Origin of the sequence: Zobellia sp. B3R18, from assembly GCF_018860715.1 — a bacterium.
GTDB lineage: Bacteria > Bacteroidota > Bacteroidia > Flavobacteriales > Flavobacteriaceae > Zobellia > Zobellia russellii.
This window is the reverse complement of record NZ_JAHKQG010000011.1, coordinates 815,246-833,236: the sequence shown is the minus strand read 5'-3', so window position 1 is coordinate 833,236 and position 17,991 is coordinate 815,246. Positions and strand designations below refer to the sequence as shown.

9 protein-coding genes are annotated in these 17,991 nt (G+C 39.2%); 3 read left to right on the top strand and 6 right to left on the bottom strand.

The window, feature by feature from the left end; genetic code table 11:
• Positions 1–14 precede the first annotated feature (14 nt).
• The 5 genes from KO513_RS10010 to KO513_RS09990 form a co-directional block, all read right to left on the bottom strand.
• On the bottom strand, positions 15–3,356 hold the full coding sequence (locus KO513_RS10010) for a VCBS repeat-containing protein (protein ID WP_215913269.1): 3,342 nt from the start codon (positions 3,354–3,356) through the stop codon (positions 15–17).
• A gap of 65 nt (positions 3,357–3,421) precedes the next feature.
• Entirely contained in the window at positions 3,422–5,299 is a 1,878-nt protein-coding gene (locus tag KO513_RS10005) for a RagB/SusD family nutrient uptake outer membrane protein (protein ID WP_215913268.1), read from the bottom strand.
• A 9-nt stretch (positions 5,300–5,308) separates the two neighbouring features.
• Positions 5,309–8,533 carry a SusC/RagA family TonB-linked outer membrane protein gene (locus KO513_RS10000; protein WP_215913267.1) on the bottom strand — a complete coding sequence of 1,075 codons (3,225 nt, stop codon included), beginning with the start codon at positions 8,531–8,533 and terminating at the stop codon, positions 5,309–5,311.
• A 129-nt stretch (positions 8,534–8,662) separates the two neighbouring features.
• Positions 8,663–9,811 (bottom strand): lycopene cyclase family protein, encoded by a 1,149-nt coding sequence (locus tag KO513_RS09995; protein WP_215913266.1) that lies wholly within the window; start codon positions 9,809–9,811, stop codon positions 8,663–8,665.
• A 61-nt stretch (positions 9,812–9,872) separates the two neighbouring features.
• The gene (locus KO513_RS09990) at positions 9,873–12,143 is read right to left on the bottom strand and encodes a TonB-dependent receptor (RefSeq protein ID WP_215913265.1); all 2,271 of its coding nucleotides are present in this window, start codon (positions 12,141–12,143) and stop codon (positions 9,873–9,875) included.
• 78 nt (positions 12,144–12,221) lie between these two features.
• Between KO513_RS09990 and KO513_RS09985 the strand changes: the two genes are divergently transcribed.
• From KO513_RS09985 to KO513_RS09975, 3 genes are all read left to right on the top strand, one after another.
• Positions 12,222–12,878 carry a metal-dependent transcriptional regulator gene (locus KO513_RS09985; RefSeq protein ID WP_215913264.1) on the top strand — a complete coding sequence of 219 codons (657 nt, stop codon included), beginning with the start codon at positions 12,222–12,224 and terminating at the stop codon, positions 12,876–12,878.
• Between the two features lies 1 nt (position 12,879).
• Complete coding sequence (locus tag KO513_RS09980) at positions 12,880–13,701, top strand: ZIP family metal transporter (protein ID WP_215436244.1); 822 nt, start codon at positions 12,880–12,882, stop codon at positions 13,699–13,701.
• A 205-nt stretch (positions 13,702–13,906) separates the two neighbouring features.
• Entirely contained in the window at positions 13,907–15,136 is a 1,230-nt protein-coding gene (locus KO513_RS09975; protein WP_215913263.1) for a sensor histidine kinase, read from the top strand.
• A gap of 22 nt (positions 15,137–15,158) precedes the next feature.
• On the opposite strand, the gene KO513_RS09970 is transcribed toward KO513_RS09975, so the two are convergent.
• A complete protein-coding gene (locus tag KO513_RS09970) occupies positions 15,159–17,792 on the bottom strand; it encodes an MGH1-like glycoside hydrolase domain-containing protein (protein WP_215913262.1) in 2,634 nt (877 codons plus the stop codon).
• Positions 17,793–17,991 lie beyond the last annotated feature (199 nt).

The following is a 17,991-nucleotide window of genomic DNA, read 5'->3' as shown; positions in this document are numbered from 1 at the left end:
CTTTACTCCGTATACTATTTATTTAATTGGTAAGTCTGTATTTGTTCGCCGTAAATTCCCAAATACAATAGATCATTATTCCATAGGGCACTTTGTACAGAGCCTTTTGTACTTAATCCGGATTCCATTTGGGTTACGTAATTAAAGTTTCCTTTACCGTCTCCAAAGAAAAGGGATCCGTAGTTGGCATCAAACTTGCCTAAACGTAATTTGTAATGATGATGGTTTCCAAAAAGTAAGAGGTCTTGGTTTCCATCAGCATTAAAATCATTAATTTGAATAGCGTGTATGGGTGCATATTGAGCTTCTATGGGTAAATCTGCCAAGTCATAAGTGCCATCCGTGTTAGAAAGTAGTGCGGTTGTCTTCATTTCGTTGGCGGTTAGCTTTTTTGCATCTTTTAAATCATCGCTGGAAAAAATGGTGTCAATAGTGGCATCCGCATAGTTTTTATAGCTATTGAATTGATTTCTTTTTCCCGGTAATTGACCTAAAAGTTCATCTCGGGTAAGATAGGGGTAGCTTATGTCCTGAATATAAAACGTAAACAGTGGGTCTACAGAACCGTTTTTGTCAAAGTCCTTAAAATAAAGTTCTGCAGGTTGTTCGGTTGAAACAGAGAACTGTGTGTTGGTACCCATATTTCCGGTAATCATATCTGGTTTTCCATCAGAGTTGAAATCACCTATTTCTACCGTATTCCACAATCCTTGTAGTGGAGCGTTAATTAAAGAACTGGTTTTGTTTTTTAACTTACCATCAACATTTACAAAAACCGATAAGGGCATCCATTTACCAACAATTACAAGGTCATTCTTATTATCATTATTAATATCGAGCCACTTGGCATCCGTTACCATTCCTAGATGTTCTGCTTCAGGAGCCAAGGATTTTATTTCATTGGTGAAGTTGCCTTTTCCATCATTAATGAGAAGGTAGTTTTTTGTGGTTTCTGGGTATCTACCGGGAGTTACGCTTCCTCCTCCAAAAACATCAGGATAATTATCTCCGTTTACATCCGCTATTGCTATACAGCCGGTACTTGAAACAAATTGGGGTAAAGCACTATTTCTCTTGAAACCTCCCTTTCCGTCTCCAAGATAAAGCCTGTCTCTTAGTAGGGTGTCGTTTTGATCGTAATTATGATATCCTCCGCTGGCTACATATATGTCCGGATGATTATCCCCATTTGCGTCAAAAATACTTATATCTGTGTCATGGCTGTTTTTATCGTCTTCAAAAGCAATAACAGGTTGATGTATAAATTGATTGTTTTCTTGCTGGAGGTAAAGTGTTGTGCCCTGACCTTTACTCCCTCCAATGACCAAGTCTTTTAGGCCATCATGATTTATATCTTCACTTGCCATTGAGGGGCCCGTATGAGAGAGCTGGGAGATGAGTAATGATTGTCTTTTAAAATCGTTAATTGACGATGCTTGATGAACAAATTTTATAGTTTCATCTACTTTTTTGAAAATAGTTTTTTGCGATTTACTTTTTTCAGTTATGTATTCTGCATTTCTCTCGTTAGCTATAATGGTTTGATTGGCCATTGCGTTAAGAATGGTTTGGCTTTTTCCCGTATTCCATTTAATTTTTAAAGAATCTATTTTAGCAGTGCTTCCCAATCCAAAATGTAAAATAGGGGAGACCGTAGATAAATATCCTCTTGTAGGCATCTGCTCAATAGTTTGTTGAGAGCCATTGGTGTATAGAGAGATTTTGGCACCTATTCCTTGTGTGTTAAGGCCTTCTCCTTTAAGTTGTATTTTTAAATAGTTAGATTGAGTCTTGTTGGCTTCATTTCTGTAAATGAATGCAGGTTTATTGATGTTATTTACAATTAGGTCCAAGTCGCCATCATTATCCAAATCGGCATAGGCTGCACCATTACTATTAGAGGGTTGCCCCATACCATTGTCTATGGTTTCGTTATTAAAAGTCTTCCCTTTTATATTTGAAAAATAATAGTTGCTTAAATTGGAAGATGGCATTTGTTGGATTATTTCTAGTACATCCTCGCGTTTTAATCTCCCTTTGGATTTTACATAATCCTCCATGTAATTAATGAAATCCAGATTGGTATAATCTTTAAAATAGCCGTTGGTTACGTATAAATCTTTGTATCCATCATTGTCATAATCTGCAAATAATGCCGCCCAACTCCAATCTGTATTGGACAAACCAGCTAATTGACCTATCTCGCTGTAAGTGTTGTTGCCATTGTTGATTTGCAACATATTACGCATGTATTGGTAATGAAATCCGCTACGGATATTCAAATCAAATTTTTCATAGTTATCAGGAGCTAAGAGCAATTTCTGTCTTTTATTGCTCTCAGGAAGCATATCTAAAGTGAAAATATCTGGCCAACCGTCATTGTTAATATCCGCAATGTCATTGCCCATGGAAAAATGACTGGTATGGCCCATCTGATCTTTTATAGAATTGGTAAAGGTGCCATTCTTATTGTTCAGATATAAATAGTCTGGTATGGTATAATCATTGGACACATAGAAGTCTGGCCAACCATCATTGTTCAAATCACTAATTCCCAGTCCTAACCCGTAAGTTAATGCAGATCCGCTAACTCCAGATTTAGCGGTGATATCTACAAATTTGCCATTAGTTTGTTTGTATAATCTAATTCCTTGTAATGGGTCATCTTTTTCTAGAAGAACTTTAGAGCTTTGTTCGTTTAGAACAGGAAGTGACTTTGGGTTGTGATTAAGTAGCAACATGTCCAAATCATTATCATGGTCATAATCAAAAAAGAATCCCTGATTACTAAATGCCTCACTATCTAAACCATATTGTTCTGCCTGCTCGCTAAATATGGGTATGCCATCATCATTGTTTCCCTGATTTATGAACAGTTGATTTTTTCTTTTATGAGGAGGTAGTGCACCTGAATAACATATATAAAGGTCCAATTTTCCATCGCCATTAACGTCTGCTGCGGAAACCCCCGTTTTCCATGGTCCAGGTCTTCCTCCTACTTTGGCTGTTTTGGTAGCGTTAAGGAATGTCATAGAACCTTGGTTGATATAAAACTCGTTTGCCCCCATATTGGAAGTAAAATATATATCAATTAAGTTGTCACCATTAAAATCTCCGGTTGCGACCCCACCGCCATTGTATAGGTATTCATAGACCAACACATTGGCATTCAAACTTTCTTTAAGTTCATTTTGAAAGTGAATGTTGGTTTCTTCTGCGGACAATAGCGTAAAGAGAGGGTTACTCTGTTGCTCTGTTTTTGTTTGAGACGTCTTTGTTTCTTTGGTACAGCTAATAATAAGGAAAAGTGCTGTTAAGTAACTCCATCTGAAATATGTAAAGAGAGATTTGGTCATAGTATAAAAGTAAAAATCTATCCGCTATATAGCGGATAGATTTTTAAAATAAATTATATGTGGGACTAGTACCCAGGATTTTGAATCAATAAATCGTTACGATTTATTTCATCTCTACTTATGGGCATGAAATACATTTTGTCATCCCATGTTCTGGTTTCGTTATCAGTATTGTCTACTACATTGTAGCTATAATCGTAAACCGTAGGGTCATATTTGTAAGGAGAAAGTGGTGTTGCGCCCGGTTTTAGAGTAGCTTCAACTTTCATGACCTTTATAACACGACCTAAGGTTTCTCCTGCAATCATCCAACGTCTAGCATCATGATAACGATGTTCTTCGTAAGCGAGTTCAACTCTTCGTTCGTTTCTGTACGCCTCAACTAAATCATCGCCCGTGGCAGTAATTTCAGGCATTCCTGCTCTATAGCGAATTTTATTTAGCCAGGCTCTAGCTTCACCCTCATCACCAAGAGCAATAGATGCCTCAACATAATTGAGAACTATCTCTGTATATCTAATAAACGGCCAGGGAACTACCTGTGCACTGGATTGGTTGTCCACAATTGCGGGATCTGGATCAATAAATTTACGAACATAATATCCGGTTCTACTTCCGTTCCAGTTTTCAATAGGGGAGTTACGCGTATCAACTCCAGGAACTTTCTCATCAGTACCGTTATCATATGATCCGGTCTGAATTTGATTGTTCGGGTCAATTGCAGCCACGTCATCCGGGCGCGGTTTCCAGTCTGCACCATCATAAAGTATGGTAGCCTTTAACCTAGGATCACGATTAGCATAGGGATCAGCGGCATGTGCAGGGTTTTCCCAGTCAAAATCAGATCCGTCCATCATTTGATAGTCATCTACTAATTGCTGAATAGGTGTATTACCTGCCCAGTTATGATAACCATTTGGTCCGTTATTGATGCCCTGGTGAATACCGCCTAAAGGCCAATTGCTTTCCTCTGTAAACAGTGGGGAATGTGTGCGTTCAAATAGAAGTTCTACGTTGGCTGCAGCATCTCCTACAGCACTACCACCGCCCATTGATACGGACAAGTAATTCTGAAAACCTTCTTCAGCTGATACCGGAGCAGAAAGGTCTAATTTATAACCAGAGGCCATATCCAATATGTCTTTGGCAGCACTTCTAGCAGCGGTCCATCTAGCATTTCTATCGCCTGAGGGATACGCTACTAACTCTAAATTGGAATAACTACCAAGTGTTGAAGATTGAGAACTAGCTGTAGGTCCGTCACGTAAATCACTAGCGGCATAGAGTAAAACTCTAGATTTTAGACCCATTGCACTTAGTTTTGAAGCTCTTCCGCGAGTCTGTTCCTTGCCATCAAGAAGTGATATAGCATTTTCTATATCGTTCAGTACAAAGTCTACATTCTCAGCATAGGTGCTTCTAGCAATAGAATAATCTTCATTAAGGTCATAAGGTCTGTCAACTAAAGGAGCGCCGCCATAGTAGCGCATTAGCTGATGATAGTAATATGCCCTTAAAAAATAAGACTCTCCCATTAATCTATCCTTAAGCTCAGCATTGTCAAAAGTTGCTTCCGGTAATTCCTTTAAAGCAATATTCGCTTTTCTAATTGCCGAAAATAGCTCGTTCCATTGGGGAATTATACGAGCATTACCTGTTGTTGCTGCAGATAAAGTACCCTCGGTAATTACATTTATACCTCTACCGGAGTGGGTAAACATAGCTTCGTCTGTAAGGGATGCAAGGCTCTCTTCTTCAAAGCCACCGTAGCCTAGTGATGCATATACATTAAAAACAAATGCCTCGGAAAGAGCTCCGTCCGCCCAAGTAGCGTCAGCTGAAATTTTATCTAAGGGCTGAGTATCTAGAAAATCCTCTTTACAGGAGATTGGCAGCATAGCAACCGCCAACAATCCTAAAATAAATAATCTTTCTTTTTTCATGATTTTTTTTTAAAATGTTAAACTAAACCCTGTGTTAAATACGGATTGCTGCGGATAAAACTGTCCATTCGTCACCGTTGATTCAGGGTCATAAATATCCTGTTTTGCCCATGTAACTAGATTTAATCCACTTACGTAGACTCTAAATTTAGAGAGACCGAAGGATTCAACCCACTCGCTTGGAAAATCATAGGCCAGTTGAACATTTTTCAATCTTAAATAATCTTTGTCAAACAGGTTATACGTATTGTTTCCATATGCGCCACCAGAATAATAAGTATCTCCTCTACTTGCTAATCTTGGGTGTTCACTACTTGGGTTGTCAATACTCCATCTATTATCATAACTATATTTCAAGTAATTTCCAATATCTCCAGATTCCGTTTGAATAGGAAGTGAGGCGCCTGTAGCACCTTGAAAGAGAACGGAAAGATCCCAATTTCTATAGGAAGCATTAAGGGTAATACCATAGTTGAAATTAGGGAATAAACTTTCATCCAATCTAACTTGATCTAAATCGTTAATAATGCCATCACCATTAACATCCTTAAACTTCATATCACCTGGTTCCAAGTTGCCTTTAACTGCACTATAATCTAAAGTATTGCTAGAAATCTCCGCCAAGTCTTGAAATACACCGTCTGATTCATATACGAGGTAAGAACCTATAGGTTTTCCTTCTAATTTTTGATATTCTGGAATTCCTGGAGTTTCATCTAAGAAGTCTACGGTGTTCTTAGCGTAGCCTCCGTTAACTCCAATGTCATACTTAAAGCCATCCTCATTTCCACCGTAATAGTTAAAAGAAAATTCAAAACCTTCATTACTTACTTTTCCAGCATTTACAGGAGGTAGAAGCTCCGATATTCCCGATGATCCAGGTGTTGATCCTGTTTCCTGTATTAGGATTTGATCTCTTTTATTTAGAAAGTATTCTAAAGTAAAGCTTAGACTACCGTCAATAACTATACCGTCAAGACCAACGTTAAGATTGTTCGCCTTTTCCCATGTAAAACTTGGATTGGCCAAAACTGTTTCCTGCAAAGTGGTTGAAACATTTCCATTTATTGGGTACTGTCCAAACCCGTATGTGTTTAAAAAAGCATACTCTTGTAATGCATCATTAAAGAAAACTTGATCATTACCCATCTGTCCATAGGATGCTCTAAGTTTTAGGTAGTCAATTCCTTTAACATTGAACCAGTCCTCGTTATTTATATTCCAACCTACAAGAACACCAGGGAAAAATCCGAAACGATCAGCACCTGGGAAAATATATGAGCCATCATATCTCCAGATGAATTCAGCTAAATATTTCTCTTTATAGTTATATTGGGCACGGCCATAGTAACCAAGTCTAGTTCGGTTATATCCACTACCATTGGTGTTTTGTTGGTCGGATCCACCAGCGAATAATTGGTCTACCGCGGGAGACAGATAATTTCTTCTAAATGCGGAAAAGAACTCGCCTTGAAAAGATTCTCTAGTAACACCAGCCATTAAGCCCAATGTATGGTCGTCCCCAAATGTACGGTCATAAGATAATAGCCCGGTTAGGTTAACATTAAGGTTGTTGGCCGAGAATTGTGTCAACCTGGCATCCGTGAAGTTTGATTTAATGGCTCCTGTTAAAACGGGATTACCGGTAGCTATATAATTATCCCTGTCAAGAGAGTATAGTGTCCATGGGGTTTCCCATAATTTTTGACGCTGTTGACTTTGGTCTACACCCGTAAGTAAAGTCATTTTTAGTCCTTTTACCCATGGATTGGTTATGTCTACAGATGCAGTAAGCTGAAGATAGTCCGTAGGACGTTTGTCATAACCAGTAGCATTAGTGGTAACAACCACAGGTTGTTGACCGTTTTCAATATCCGGTCCTGGAAGTCCATTTGGCCATACAGCAGGCTCATTTGGTCTACCACGCATTAACATTCTGAAAATAGCACCCGCTCCTTGCGTTGGAAAGGTTCTATCTTCTTTCCGGTATGAAAACCCTAGTTTTGTGTTGATGTATTTATTTACCTCTATATCTGTGTTGATACGGAAGTTATATTGCTGATACCTGTTAGCAGAGTTTTTATAAATTGCGTCTTGATCTGTGTAACCAATAGATGTATAAAACTTAACAGCTTCACTACCTCCACTTACAGAAATATTATGACGGCTTTGTTCTGCATAGTTTTTAAAAGTGGAATCAAACCAGTCAGTATCAGGATACAGCCATGGGTCAGCTCCCTCGCGGTGACCTCTAACAGTTTCAGGACTAAATGCGGCATTAACTACTTCATCCGTGCCAGGAATTGCGTAATTTCCTTGAGATTGCATATCCGCCCAAGCAGCACCCCATTGGTCTGCCGGAATGTTACTGTTGAAAATGGATAATTCATTCATAATAGTCAAATACTCAGAAGCATTAGCCATTTCTGGAACACTGGTAGGCCTTGCCAGACCAAAATCTGCCTTATAGGTTACTGTTGTTTTACCAACCTTACCTTGTTTGGTTGTAACGATTAAGGCACCGTTTGCTGCTCTTGCCCCATAAATTGCAGCAGAAGCATCTTTTAGTACTGAAATGTTGGCAATATCGTCAGGGTTTAATCTTCCCACACCACCATCTCGATCTGGAATACCATCAATTACTACTAATGGTTGATTGTTCCCTAAGGTGTTTTGGCCTCTAATATTAATACTAGATTCATCATTACCTGGCTCACCACTTGTTTGAATGATAACTACCCCGGGGAGTCTACCTGCTAAGGAGTTGGATACACTTACCGCAGGAGAGCTTTCTAGTACCGCACCCTGAACAGCAGTAACAGCACCTGTTACCGTTGCTTTTTTCTGTGTGCCATATCCTACGACAACTACTTCCTCTAAATTGGCAACATCTTCTTCCATGGTTACGTTAAGGGTTTTCTGACCATTAACCGGCATGACAAGAGATTTGAAGCCTATATAAGAAAATCTAAGGCTAGTATTGCCATTTTTTAAGGTGACTGAAAAATTACCGTCAAAATCGGCAACGACACCTGTTGAGGGGTCATTTACATCAATAATTGAGACGCCTGGAAGCGGGAGCCCGTCCGAAGCTGAGGTAATCGTTCCTGAAACAGAGGTTTCTTGGGCATGTAGAGATGAAATTGATATTCCGCCGAGAAACAAAATTAGAGTTAAGAATCGGCAAAGTTTGAGCATACCGAACTTCTTCCTAAGAAAGGATTCGTAATTCATAAATTGTTGTTTAGTTAGTTAAATTATGTTAAAAGTAGTTAATTTTTGATTATGAGTCTATTTTTTATCAAAAAAATAAAAGTGGGTACAATAATTTATGAAATTGTAAATTGAGGGTTTTCTGGCTAGTTAGATTCTCCCCAACAGCGCCCTAACAAAAGGTTTTGTGGGGCAGGAAGATATAAATCTGAGGTCTTCTAAGAGGGTAGTGTCCTCGTCCAAAAATTTGAGTATCAGTTGTGGAGGGCATTTTTTGAAAAGCGATTCAAATATGGAATGTCCTTTTTCATTGTGTTCGGTTAAGACATCTAAGAACAGTAAATCGTAAAACCAAAATCGGTTTTTAAAACTTAGTTCATTTAACGATTTTTCGGTTTTAATAAAATCAACAAGTACAGGAATTTTCTTGGCAGTACTCATAAAAGTGTAGCCCGTACTGGGTTTGGCCCATCCGCCAGCTGTACCTATATAACGAATATTTTTGGTGTGGTGCTCGCTAAAATCATAGGAAGTCATGGGTATACTTCCTTGTTCAACTTCGTCTATTTTATAGGAATCACCTTTTAGAAGGTCTTCGAGATAGTTTGTCAAGGCTTCTTCGTATTCTACTTTTTCCAAGCGATTTTTTGAGAATAGCGTGTATTCAACAAGAGCTTCATTTTTGGAAGACGGAAGAATGTACATAAAGCGGGTATTTCCTTTCTGCGGAACGGAAAAATCCATGTATGTTACTTGAAGGGGATTGAAAATCGGCTTTTCAGTTTTTATGGTCCACCCTAGAAAATGCTGTTGCAGTACTGGATATTTCTTTTGATGCGTAGCCATTTTGTAATCAAAACTACTGCTAAAGACTTTGGAAGCTGAATAGGTATTATTATCTGTAAGGACCATAACTTTAGAACCTTGATCCGCTATTCTGGTAACCTGTTCTTGTTGAAAGGTAACATTAGGTTGCTGCTTTAAAGCACCAAAATAGGTCCGGTAAAAATCAATGCCTTGCACCATTTTATACTGGTAAGGTGCAATGGAGTAATCTTTGGAAAATTGTTTACTTCCAAAGTAAATACGGTCCCATTTTTTGAAAACGATGGAATCAAACTTCCCATCACCCTTTTCCCAAAAACACCATGTTCTATCATTTGTTTTTTTGGCATCTTTATCTAAAAGTAAAATTGACTTGCTCTTGAAAAAATCGTCTTTGACCATGGCATTGGCAAGCATTAGACCGGCCGCTCCGGCACCAATGATGATGTAGTCAAAATGTTTTGTGTTTTCCAAGGGCTAATATAGAATCGTTACTTTTTCAAAAGTAGCGATTCTACTCGAGCGCATTTCATTTTTAATTGATGCGATACCTCAAACCAAAAAATCCCCGAATACCTTGGTTGGGGCCATATACGTAAGATGGGTCAAAAGTTAATGCATCAGGATTGTTGGGTGTTGCCGCCACATTTCCGTTGGGGTCAAAAGTGACATTCTTGTCAAAAGGGTCATGGGCGCGGGCAATGATAAAGGGGTTGCCGCGGTTGGGAGTCCAGTCTAGCAAGTTTTTAATTCCTCCGTAGAACTCAAAATTTTCAAGGCCCTTCCAAGTAAACTGAATGTTTTGAATGCTCCATGTAGGCGAATAATCGCTTCTGGGGTCGCTTTCGCCAAGAGTGGGTAAGCGCATGGGGCCATAAATATTTCCGGTATAATCTATTGATAGGTCTATGTTCTTAATTTCATAAGATGCATTCCATGTTCCCGTGAAGCTTTCGCTTAATATTTGACGTTCCGTAACCCCGTTTTCGGTTTGACTCACGTCTTGCAGCGTAGCACCCAGTAAGAACTTAAATCCATTGGTAAAAGAAAAATCAACGTTGGCGCTTACTCCCTTTGAAACAGATTTTCCATTGAGGTTGTCGTAAATGATTTTATTCGGGTCCGTATCATAATCGGGTAAAATGGCATTGCTAAAATTCGTGTAAAATACCGAAGCATCTATGCTAACAAAAGTACCATTGTCCGCATATATTTTTTTAAGGTAATTTAGATTCACGTTAAATGATTGTTCGGGTTTGAGCTCTTCGGTTACGATAACATCACGGGCACCTGTTAGCGCGGCATGTTCTTCGGTAAATAGGTTTACGACCCTAAAACCTGTACCTGCATTAAGACGTATGATATCATTATCAGTAATTTTAAATCTATATGCTGTTCTTGGGGTGTAAATGCTGCCATGCCTCTTATCATAATCATAGCGCATACCCAATAAAAGGGAATGTTGTTTGGCCAATGAAATTTCGTCCTGAATGAATAAACTAGGTATAACTACTTCATCTACGGAAGTGGTTGCTGTGGTATTATCATCGTAATAATTATAGCGTATGGCGGAACCAATTAGGAGGTCGTGAGACCCTAAGGACTTATCCCAAGTAAACTGGCCAAAACCTATACGCTGATCAGCAATATAGGGCGTATCTCCGTAAACGGAGTTTTGGCTGTGGTCATTATACGAGAAAAAAAAAAGTACTTTTTCCTTAATAGGTAGTTGATACTTTCCTAAAACCTCCCATCTACGGGTGTAGATACTTTCCCCATAAATTTCATCGCCCCCTCTAAATTCCGGAGTCCATTGCATTTCACCGCCCCAACGGTCTTCATAGAAAAATCGCCCTGCAAGAGAGAAAATACGGTTCTCTTTTCGTTGAAAGTTCCATTTTTGAAATACAGAAATACGATCCTGTAAAGTTAGGTCGGTAAAGTTGTCACCGTTATTATCAATTGGGTTATCGTAATTAAAGTAGTTGATGCCTAGAAGCATATCGGTCTTTTTTCCCAAGTTAATTTTGGCCCCAACATCAATGTTAAATTCACCCCAGCCGGTTACAAAGGCATCTGCGAAGAAATCAGGGGTCTCTAAGGTGTTTTTAGTGATAATATTGATTAATCCTCCCACTGCTTCGCTGCCGTAAAGTGTAGAGGCAGGCCCTTTAATAATTTCAATCTGTTCTATGAGCGAATTGGGTATTCCGGAAAGACCGTAAACCGTACCTAAGCCGCTAACAATGGGCATTCCGTCTATTAAAACCAAGGTATAAGGGCCTTCAAGTCCGTTAATATGAATATCACCTGTATTGCAAACATTGCAATTGATTTGCGGGCGTACGCCATTAACGTTTTGTAAAGCTTCAAAAATGCTGGCGGTGGGGTTCTTTTTTAGAAAAGTAGGGCTGTAAACTTCTACGGGAACAGGGCTTTCCGATCGGTTAACTGCCTTTAGTGTTCCAGTGACAACCATTTCCTCTAATTGCTCGGAAGCTGGGTCTATTGTTATGTCAAGTGTTTTATCTTCGTTGTTTTTGAAAGTAACCTTTGTGGAGAAATCTTGATATCCCAATACCGAAACTTGCAATTTGTAAGTGCCCGCAGGTATATTCTTTAAAATATAAGACCCATCTTCTAATGTAGAAGTGCCAATTTTGGTTCCTTTTAGATAAATGTTTGCGAACGGAACGGTCTCACTGTTATCCGAAATGGTTCCGGCAATTGTATTGTTTTGGGCATATGCAAGTCCAGTTATCAGGAAACATATGAAATATAGACTCGGCTTTAAATTTATTTTCATCAGCTTAAACTAAAATTTAGACAAAACTAAATATTTGTTTTTGGATATAAAAATGTATTTTTGTGTGATTGAAATTTTATGACACTTTCAGAAGAAGATTATATAAAGGCCATTTATCACCTAGGAAAGGGTGAAAACAGCATGGTTTCTACCAACGAGGTAGCGGAACAGATGAATACAAAACCCTCTTCCGTAACGGATATGGTGAAGAAACTTTCTGATAAGGGAGTGGCCAACTATAGGAAATATAAAGGTGTCTGCCTTACGGAATATGGCCAGAAGGTAGCACTTACCCTTGTACGGAAGCATAGGTTGTGGGAGGTTTTTTTAGTTGAAAAGTTAAATTTTGCTTGGGACGAGGTACATGAGGTGGCTGAACAATTGGAACACATTAAAAGCGAAAAATTAACGGATAGACTGGATAAATTACTTGGTTTTCCTCAGGTTGACCCACATGGAGACCCCATTCCTTCTAAAAGTGGCGAGTTTAAGAAAGCGGTAAAAAAATTGTTAAACGAGGTACCTGTTGGTGCAAGTGGTACATGTGTTGGTGTAAAAGATTCATCAGCCCCATTTCTTAAATTTCTGGATAAAAATAAAATAGCCTTGGGAGATACCATTTTGGTAATGGAGAGGGAGGAGTTTGACGGGTCGTTGCATATTCAGGTCAAAGGAGATGATATTCGAATTTCGGACCAAATTGCAGCAAACCTGTATCTTAAAATAACAGAATAATATGCAAGAGATTATTACTTATTTTGAATCTATTGATCCCGTTTTAGCGGCTTTTTATGCTACGCTTTTTACTTGGGGCCTGACCGCAGCTGGTGCAGCTTTGGTTTTTCTTTTTAAAGGTATGAACCGTGCGCTCTTGGATGGTATGTTGGGCTTTACCGGAGGGGTTATGGTGGCGGCCAGTTTTTGGAGTCTGTTGGCTCCGGGTATAGAAATGAGCCCTGGCGAGGGTTTTGTAAAAGTGATTCCCGCCGCTGTTGGGTTTCTTTTGGGTTCGTTCTTTATTTTTGGTTTAGACAAGGTGCTGCCCCATCTGCATATTAATTTTAAGGAAAGCGAAAAGGAAGGAATTAAAACCCCTTGGCACCGTACTACCTTGTTAACATTGGCAATTACACTTCATAATATTCCTGAAGGTTTGGCCGTAGGTGTATTATTTGGTGGTGTTGCCGCTGGTTTTGAAGGCGCTAGTATTGGAGGTGCCGTAGCTTTGGCCTTGGGAATAGGTCTACAAAATTTTCCTGAAGGTTTTGCGGTGGCAATGCCTTTACGAAGACAGGGACTGAGCAGGACAAAAAGCTTTATGTATGGGCAAGCTTCCGCAATTGTTGAGCCCATTGCTGCTGTTTTAGGGGCATGGGCAGTTTTAACTTTTCAACCTATATTGCCTTATGCGTTGTCTTTTGCAGCCGGGGCTATGATTTTTGTTGTAGTTGAAGAGGTCATACCGGAAACCCAGCAAGATAAGTATACAGATATAGCCACAATGGGTTTTGTTGCGGGATTTATTGTTATGATGACCTTAGATGTTGGTTTGGGATAATTGCTCCGTTGGTGCTTCGGTTTCTAGTTATTAGCAAAAATAAATGCTTACTTGGCGCGTACGTTTCGCATAATTATGTTAAATGTAGGAATAGTTCTACGTTTATTTTTTAACTTTAATCTTCTATAAGATTCAAGAATGAATTCCGTTTAGATTAAGGACCGTTATTCTATTCGATATCTTTGGTCCGTAAAAACTTGCAATTATGATAGCCCCCAAAAATCATGACCGTGAAGCAGAGCGTCTTGAGCTTCTTGAGTCCTATGCTATTCTGGATACACAGCTAGAGGAAGATTATGATAATTTGGTTTTACTGGCTTCCGAAATTTGCGGAACACCTATTTCTGTAATTACCCTTTTAGATAAAGATAGACAGTGGTTTAAAGCGCATCATGGTTTAGACGTAAGTGAAACGGAAAGAAAGTATTCCTTTTGCGGCCATACAATTCATGAACCGAGCAATTTATTTGTAATTGAGGACGCAAGAGCTGATGAGCGTTTTCATGATAACCCCATAGTTGTGGGCGACCCCAACGTAATTTTTTATGCCGGTGTAACCCTCAAAGGGGCTAGTGGATTACCGCTAGGAACACTTTGTGTTATTGACCATGAACCAAAACAGTTAACAAAAAGCCAGCTAAGTGCTTTAAAGATACTCTCCGATCAGGTAATGAACCTCCTTAATCTTCGTAAAAAGAAAATGGAGTTGGAAAAAGCAAATAAAGACTTACGACTCGCGAATAGAGAACTAGATAATTTTGCTGCCGTGGCGGCCCATGATTTAAAATCCCCCTTAAATAATATTATTACGCTGTCTAATTGCTTAGAAGATGTGTATGCGCCTAAAATGGATGATGAGGGCAAGCAAATTATTGGATTCATAAAAAGTTCTTCGGAAACACTTAAAAAGTTGATAGAGGGCTTGTTGAGTTACAGTAAATCCGGTCAGTACAAAATGGAGGATAAGACCAACATACAATTAGCCGATTTGCAGCAAACCATTAACGAACTTTTTGGCGGTCAAAAGGAATGTTCTATAAATGTAACCAGTGAACTGACTGAAATCCGTGCCAATAAAGTTGCCGTTGAGCAAATTTTGATAAATCTGATAGCTAATGCTATCAAGTATAATGATAAGCCCAAGATTAAAATTGATTTGCTAATTAAAGAAGAGAATGGATTTTATGAATTTGCAGTAAAGGATAATGGTCCCGGTATTCATAAGGATAACCAAGAAAAAATCTTTAAGATATTTGAGGTTGTATCAGAGAAAGACAGATATGGGGAAAAAGGGACGGGAATTGGTTTGGCTACCGTAAAAAAGGTTGTAGAAGGCTTAGGAGGTAGCATACATGTTACATCCCAAGTTGGCGAAGGCGCAACTTTTACCTTTACCATTAAAAGCCCTATTGTTCTAGAGTCCTCTCTGGCTTAATTCGGTTCCTTTAATGCCTAGCTTATCTATTGATTTCTTCAATTAGGTTGGCTACCAATGCAGTCCAACCGGTTTGGTGAGATGCTCCTACACCACGACCATTATTTCCATCAAAATATTCATAGAACAAGATCAGTTCTTTAAAATGCTCATCGGTATATTTTTCTTTTTCCAATTCGTTCACGGGTCTATTTCCGTTTTCGTGCTTTCTAAAAATACCAATTAGTCTTTTACTTATTTCGAACCCTATCTCTTTTAAATTGAGCTGGTTGCCGCTTCCTGTAGGGTAGTCAAACTTTAAATTGTCCTCAAAATGATTATGGTATTCCTTAAAAGAACTTATAAATAGATAGTTCATAGGCATCCATATAGGTCCGCGCCAGTTAGAGTTTCCTCCAAACAAATCTGTTGACGATTCTGCGGGCTCATAATTTATACCGTAGGTTGAACCATTAATTTCTATCTCATATTTGGTTTCATGAATTTTGGATAAGGACCTAATACCATAGTCACTTAAAAATTCAGATTCATCCAATATACTGTGAATAAGTATACTTAAGCGTTCTTGGGGAACTAAGGATAGCAGTACGTCCTTATCGGGGCTAAACTCCTCAATAACTTGATATTTTTGAGTTTCCATACGGTAAGTACGGTACCAGTCCATACTGGCTTTGAACCTTGGTAACTTATCCAGACATTCTTTTCTAATATTTAGAACTGCCGCTAACGACAAAAGACCCGATATGGAACGCACCTTAATTGGAATTTTTTTACCATCTGGCAGAATAAGAGTGTCATAGAAAAAGCCTTCTTTTTCATCCCAAGAACTCATGGAGCCCTCGATAATTTTGTTCAAGGCTTCGGCTATAAAAACAAAGTGCCCAAAGTATTTAAGGGCCATATCTTCAAAAGTATCATCATGAATGGCAATTTCAAGGGCCATTTCCAGCATATTCAAACAGTAAAGCGCCATCCAAGAGGTGCCATCTACCTGCTCCAAGATACCGCCACCGGGAACACCGTTACTACGGTCAAACACTCCAATATTGTCCAAACCTAGAAATCCGCCTTCAAAAACATTGTTGTTCAGGCTATCTTCCCTATTTACCCACCATGTAAAGTTTAGGGCTAATTTGTTGAACATCCGTTTTAAGAAACTCAGGTCTCCCGTTCCTGTCTTGCGCTGTTCCATCTGATATATCTGAATGGCCGCCCACGCTTGAACGGGTGGGTTAACATCGCTAAAATTCCATTCGTAGGCAGGTATCTGACCGTTTGCGGCCATGTACCATTCCTTAGTGAAAAGCAAGAGTTGTTTTTTTGCAAATTCATGGTCAACCATGGAGAACGTAACGCAGTGGAATGCTGAATCCCATGCTGCAAACCAGGGGTATTCCCAAGCATCTGGCATGGAAAGAATATCATGGTTTCTAAATGTTGTCCAAGTGCTGTTACGGCCATGTTTCCTTTCTTGAGGGGGCGTGGTGCCCGGGTCGCCGTTCAGCCATTGTTCTACTTCGTAGTTGTAATATTGTTTTGTCCAGAGTAAGCCCGCAAAAGCTTGTTTTTGAATTTCTCTTTCTTCCTGGGAAGATTTTTCGGTTATAGAATTTAAAAACTCATTGGACTCCTTTATCCTTTCCTCAAAAACCGATTCAAAGGAATCGTCAATAGGTGAGTTGATATCCTGTGTTGAAAGCCTTAATCTAATCGTTTTGGTTTCACCGGCAGCTATATTCAACTCGTACATGGGGGCACATTTAGTGCCTTTGGTATTTTTTTCGGCCAGCGAGAAATCACTATTTATCACGGCATCATGAAATAGGTCTTTTTTAAAAGGATGCTCGTTGGTGCCGTTAAAGACGCGTTCCATATTGGTTTCGTTCTCTGTAAAGAGCAGTCGGTCCGGAGCATCAAAATAGAGATTGTACTTGCCCACGTAACTGTGGTCTATACTTAGGTGGGGAGCTTTTTTGTTTCCTTTTTTCTTGATGACCGGTTTTTCTTCCATGCCGGTAAAACTCCAAAAATTCCGTATCCAAATAGTTGGTAGAACCACTGCTAATGCTTCTTTAGGCCCACGGTTACTAACGGAAATCTTTACTAAAATATCCTCTCCTTCCGCCTTGGCATATTCGGTATGGACATCAAAATATTCATTATTGTCAAAAATTCCCGTATCCAGAAGCTCAAATTCAGTATCATGCTTGCCCCTTTTTTGGTTTTCCGCTACCAATTGATTGTAAGGAAATTCATTTTGAGGGTATTTATAAAGATGTTTCATGTACGAATGAGATGGTGTGTTCTCTAAATAATAGTAGAGTTCCTTAACATCTTCGCCATGGTTTCCCTGCGGACCGGTAAGCCCAAAGAGACGTTCCTTTAAGATGGGGTCCTTACCGTTCCAAAGCCCCACCGAAAAACAGATGTTGCAATAACGGTCAGAAATACCGGCAATACCATCTTCTCCCCAGCGGTAGGTTCTACTCCGGGCATGGTCATGTGGTAAGTAGTTCCAAGCATCACCATTAGCACTGTAGTCTTCACGTACCGTTCCCCATTGACGTTCACTTAAGTACGGGCCCCATTTAAGCCAATCTTTTTTCTTGCTATAATGGTCTTCCAGTCTTTGGTTTTCTTTGGTATTTTGGGTCATAAACAAATAATATGAAACATGTTAATAGTTTTGGGCAGCAATTCTCTTAAACTGCTTTGAAACGATAAACTAAATTAGGTATATAAAGAGGTCTTAGCAAGTGATAAACGCTCTTGGTAATAAAATATTAAGGGCTATCCGAAATTTTCACCACTTTTGTGCGTTCATAGAGTAATTGGTACTGGTATAGAACACTTAC

Bases quoted from the DNA above. Each gene is read 5' to 3' on its own strand.
- KO513_RS09985 (WP_215913264.1), top strand. From the start codon at position 12,222: ATGACACTTTCAGAAGAAGATTATATAAAGGCCATTTATCACCTAGGA.
- KO513_RS09970 (WP_215913262.1), bottom strand. From the start codon at position 17,792: ATGACCCAAAATACCAAAGAAAACCAAAGACTGGAAGACCATTATAGC.
- KO513_RS10010 (WP_215913269.1), bottom strand. From the start codon at position 3,356: ATGACCAAATCTCTCTTTACATATTTCAGATGGAGTTACTTAACAGCA.
- KO513_RS09980 (WP_215436244.1), top strand. From the start codon at position 12,880: ATGCAAGAGATTATTACTTATTTTGAATCTATTGATCCCGTTTTAGCG.
- KO513_RS09990 (WP_215913265.1), bottom strand. From the start codon at position 12,143: ATGAAAATAAATTTAAAGCCGAGTCTATATTTCATATGTTTCCTGATA.
- KO513_RS10000 (WP_215913267.1), bottom strand. From the start codon at position 8,533: ATGAATTACGAATCCTTTCTTAGGAAGAAGTTCGGTATGCTCAAACTT.
- KO513_RS10005 (WP_215913268.1), bottom strand. From the start codon at position 5,299: ATGAAAAAAGAAAGATTATTTATTTTAGGATTGTTGGCGGTTGCTATG.
- KO513_RS09975 (WP_215913263.1), top strand. From the start codon at position 13,907: ATGATAGCCCCCAAAAATCATGACCGTGAAGCAGAGCGTCTTGAGCTT.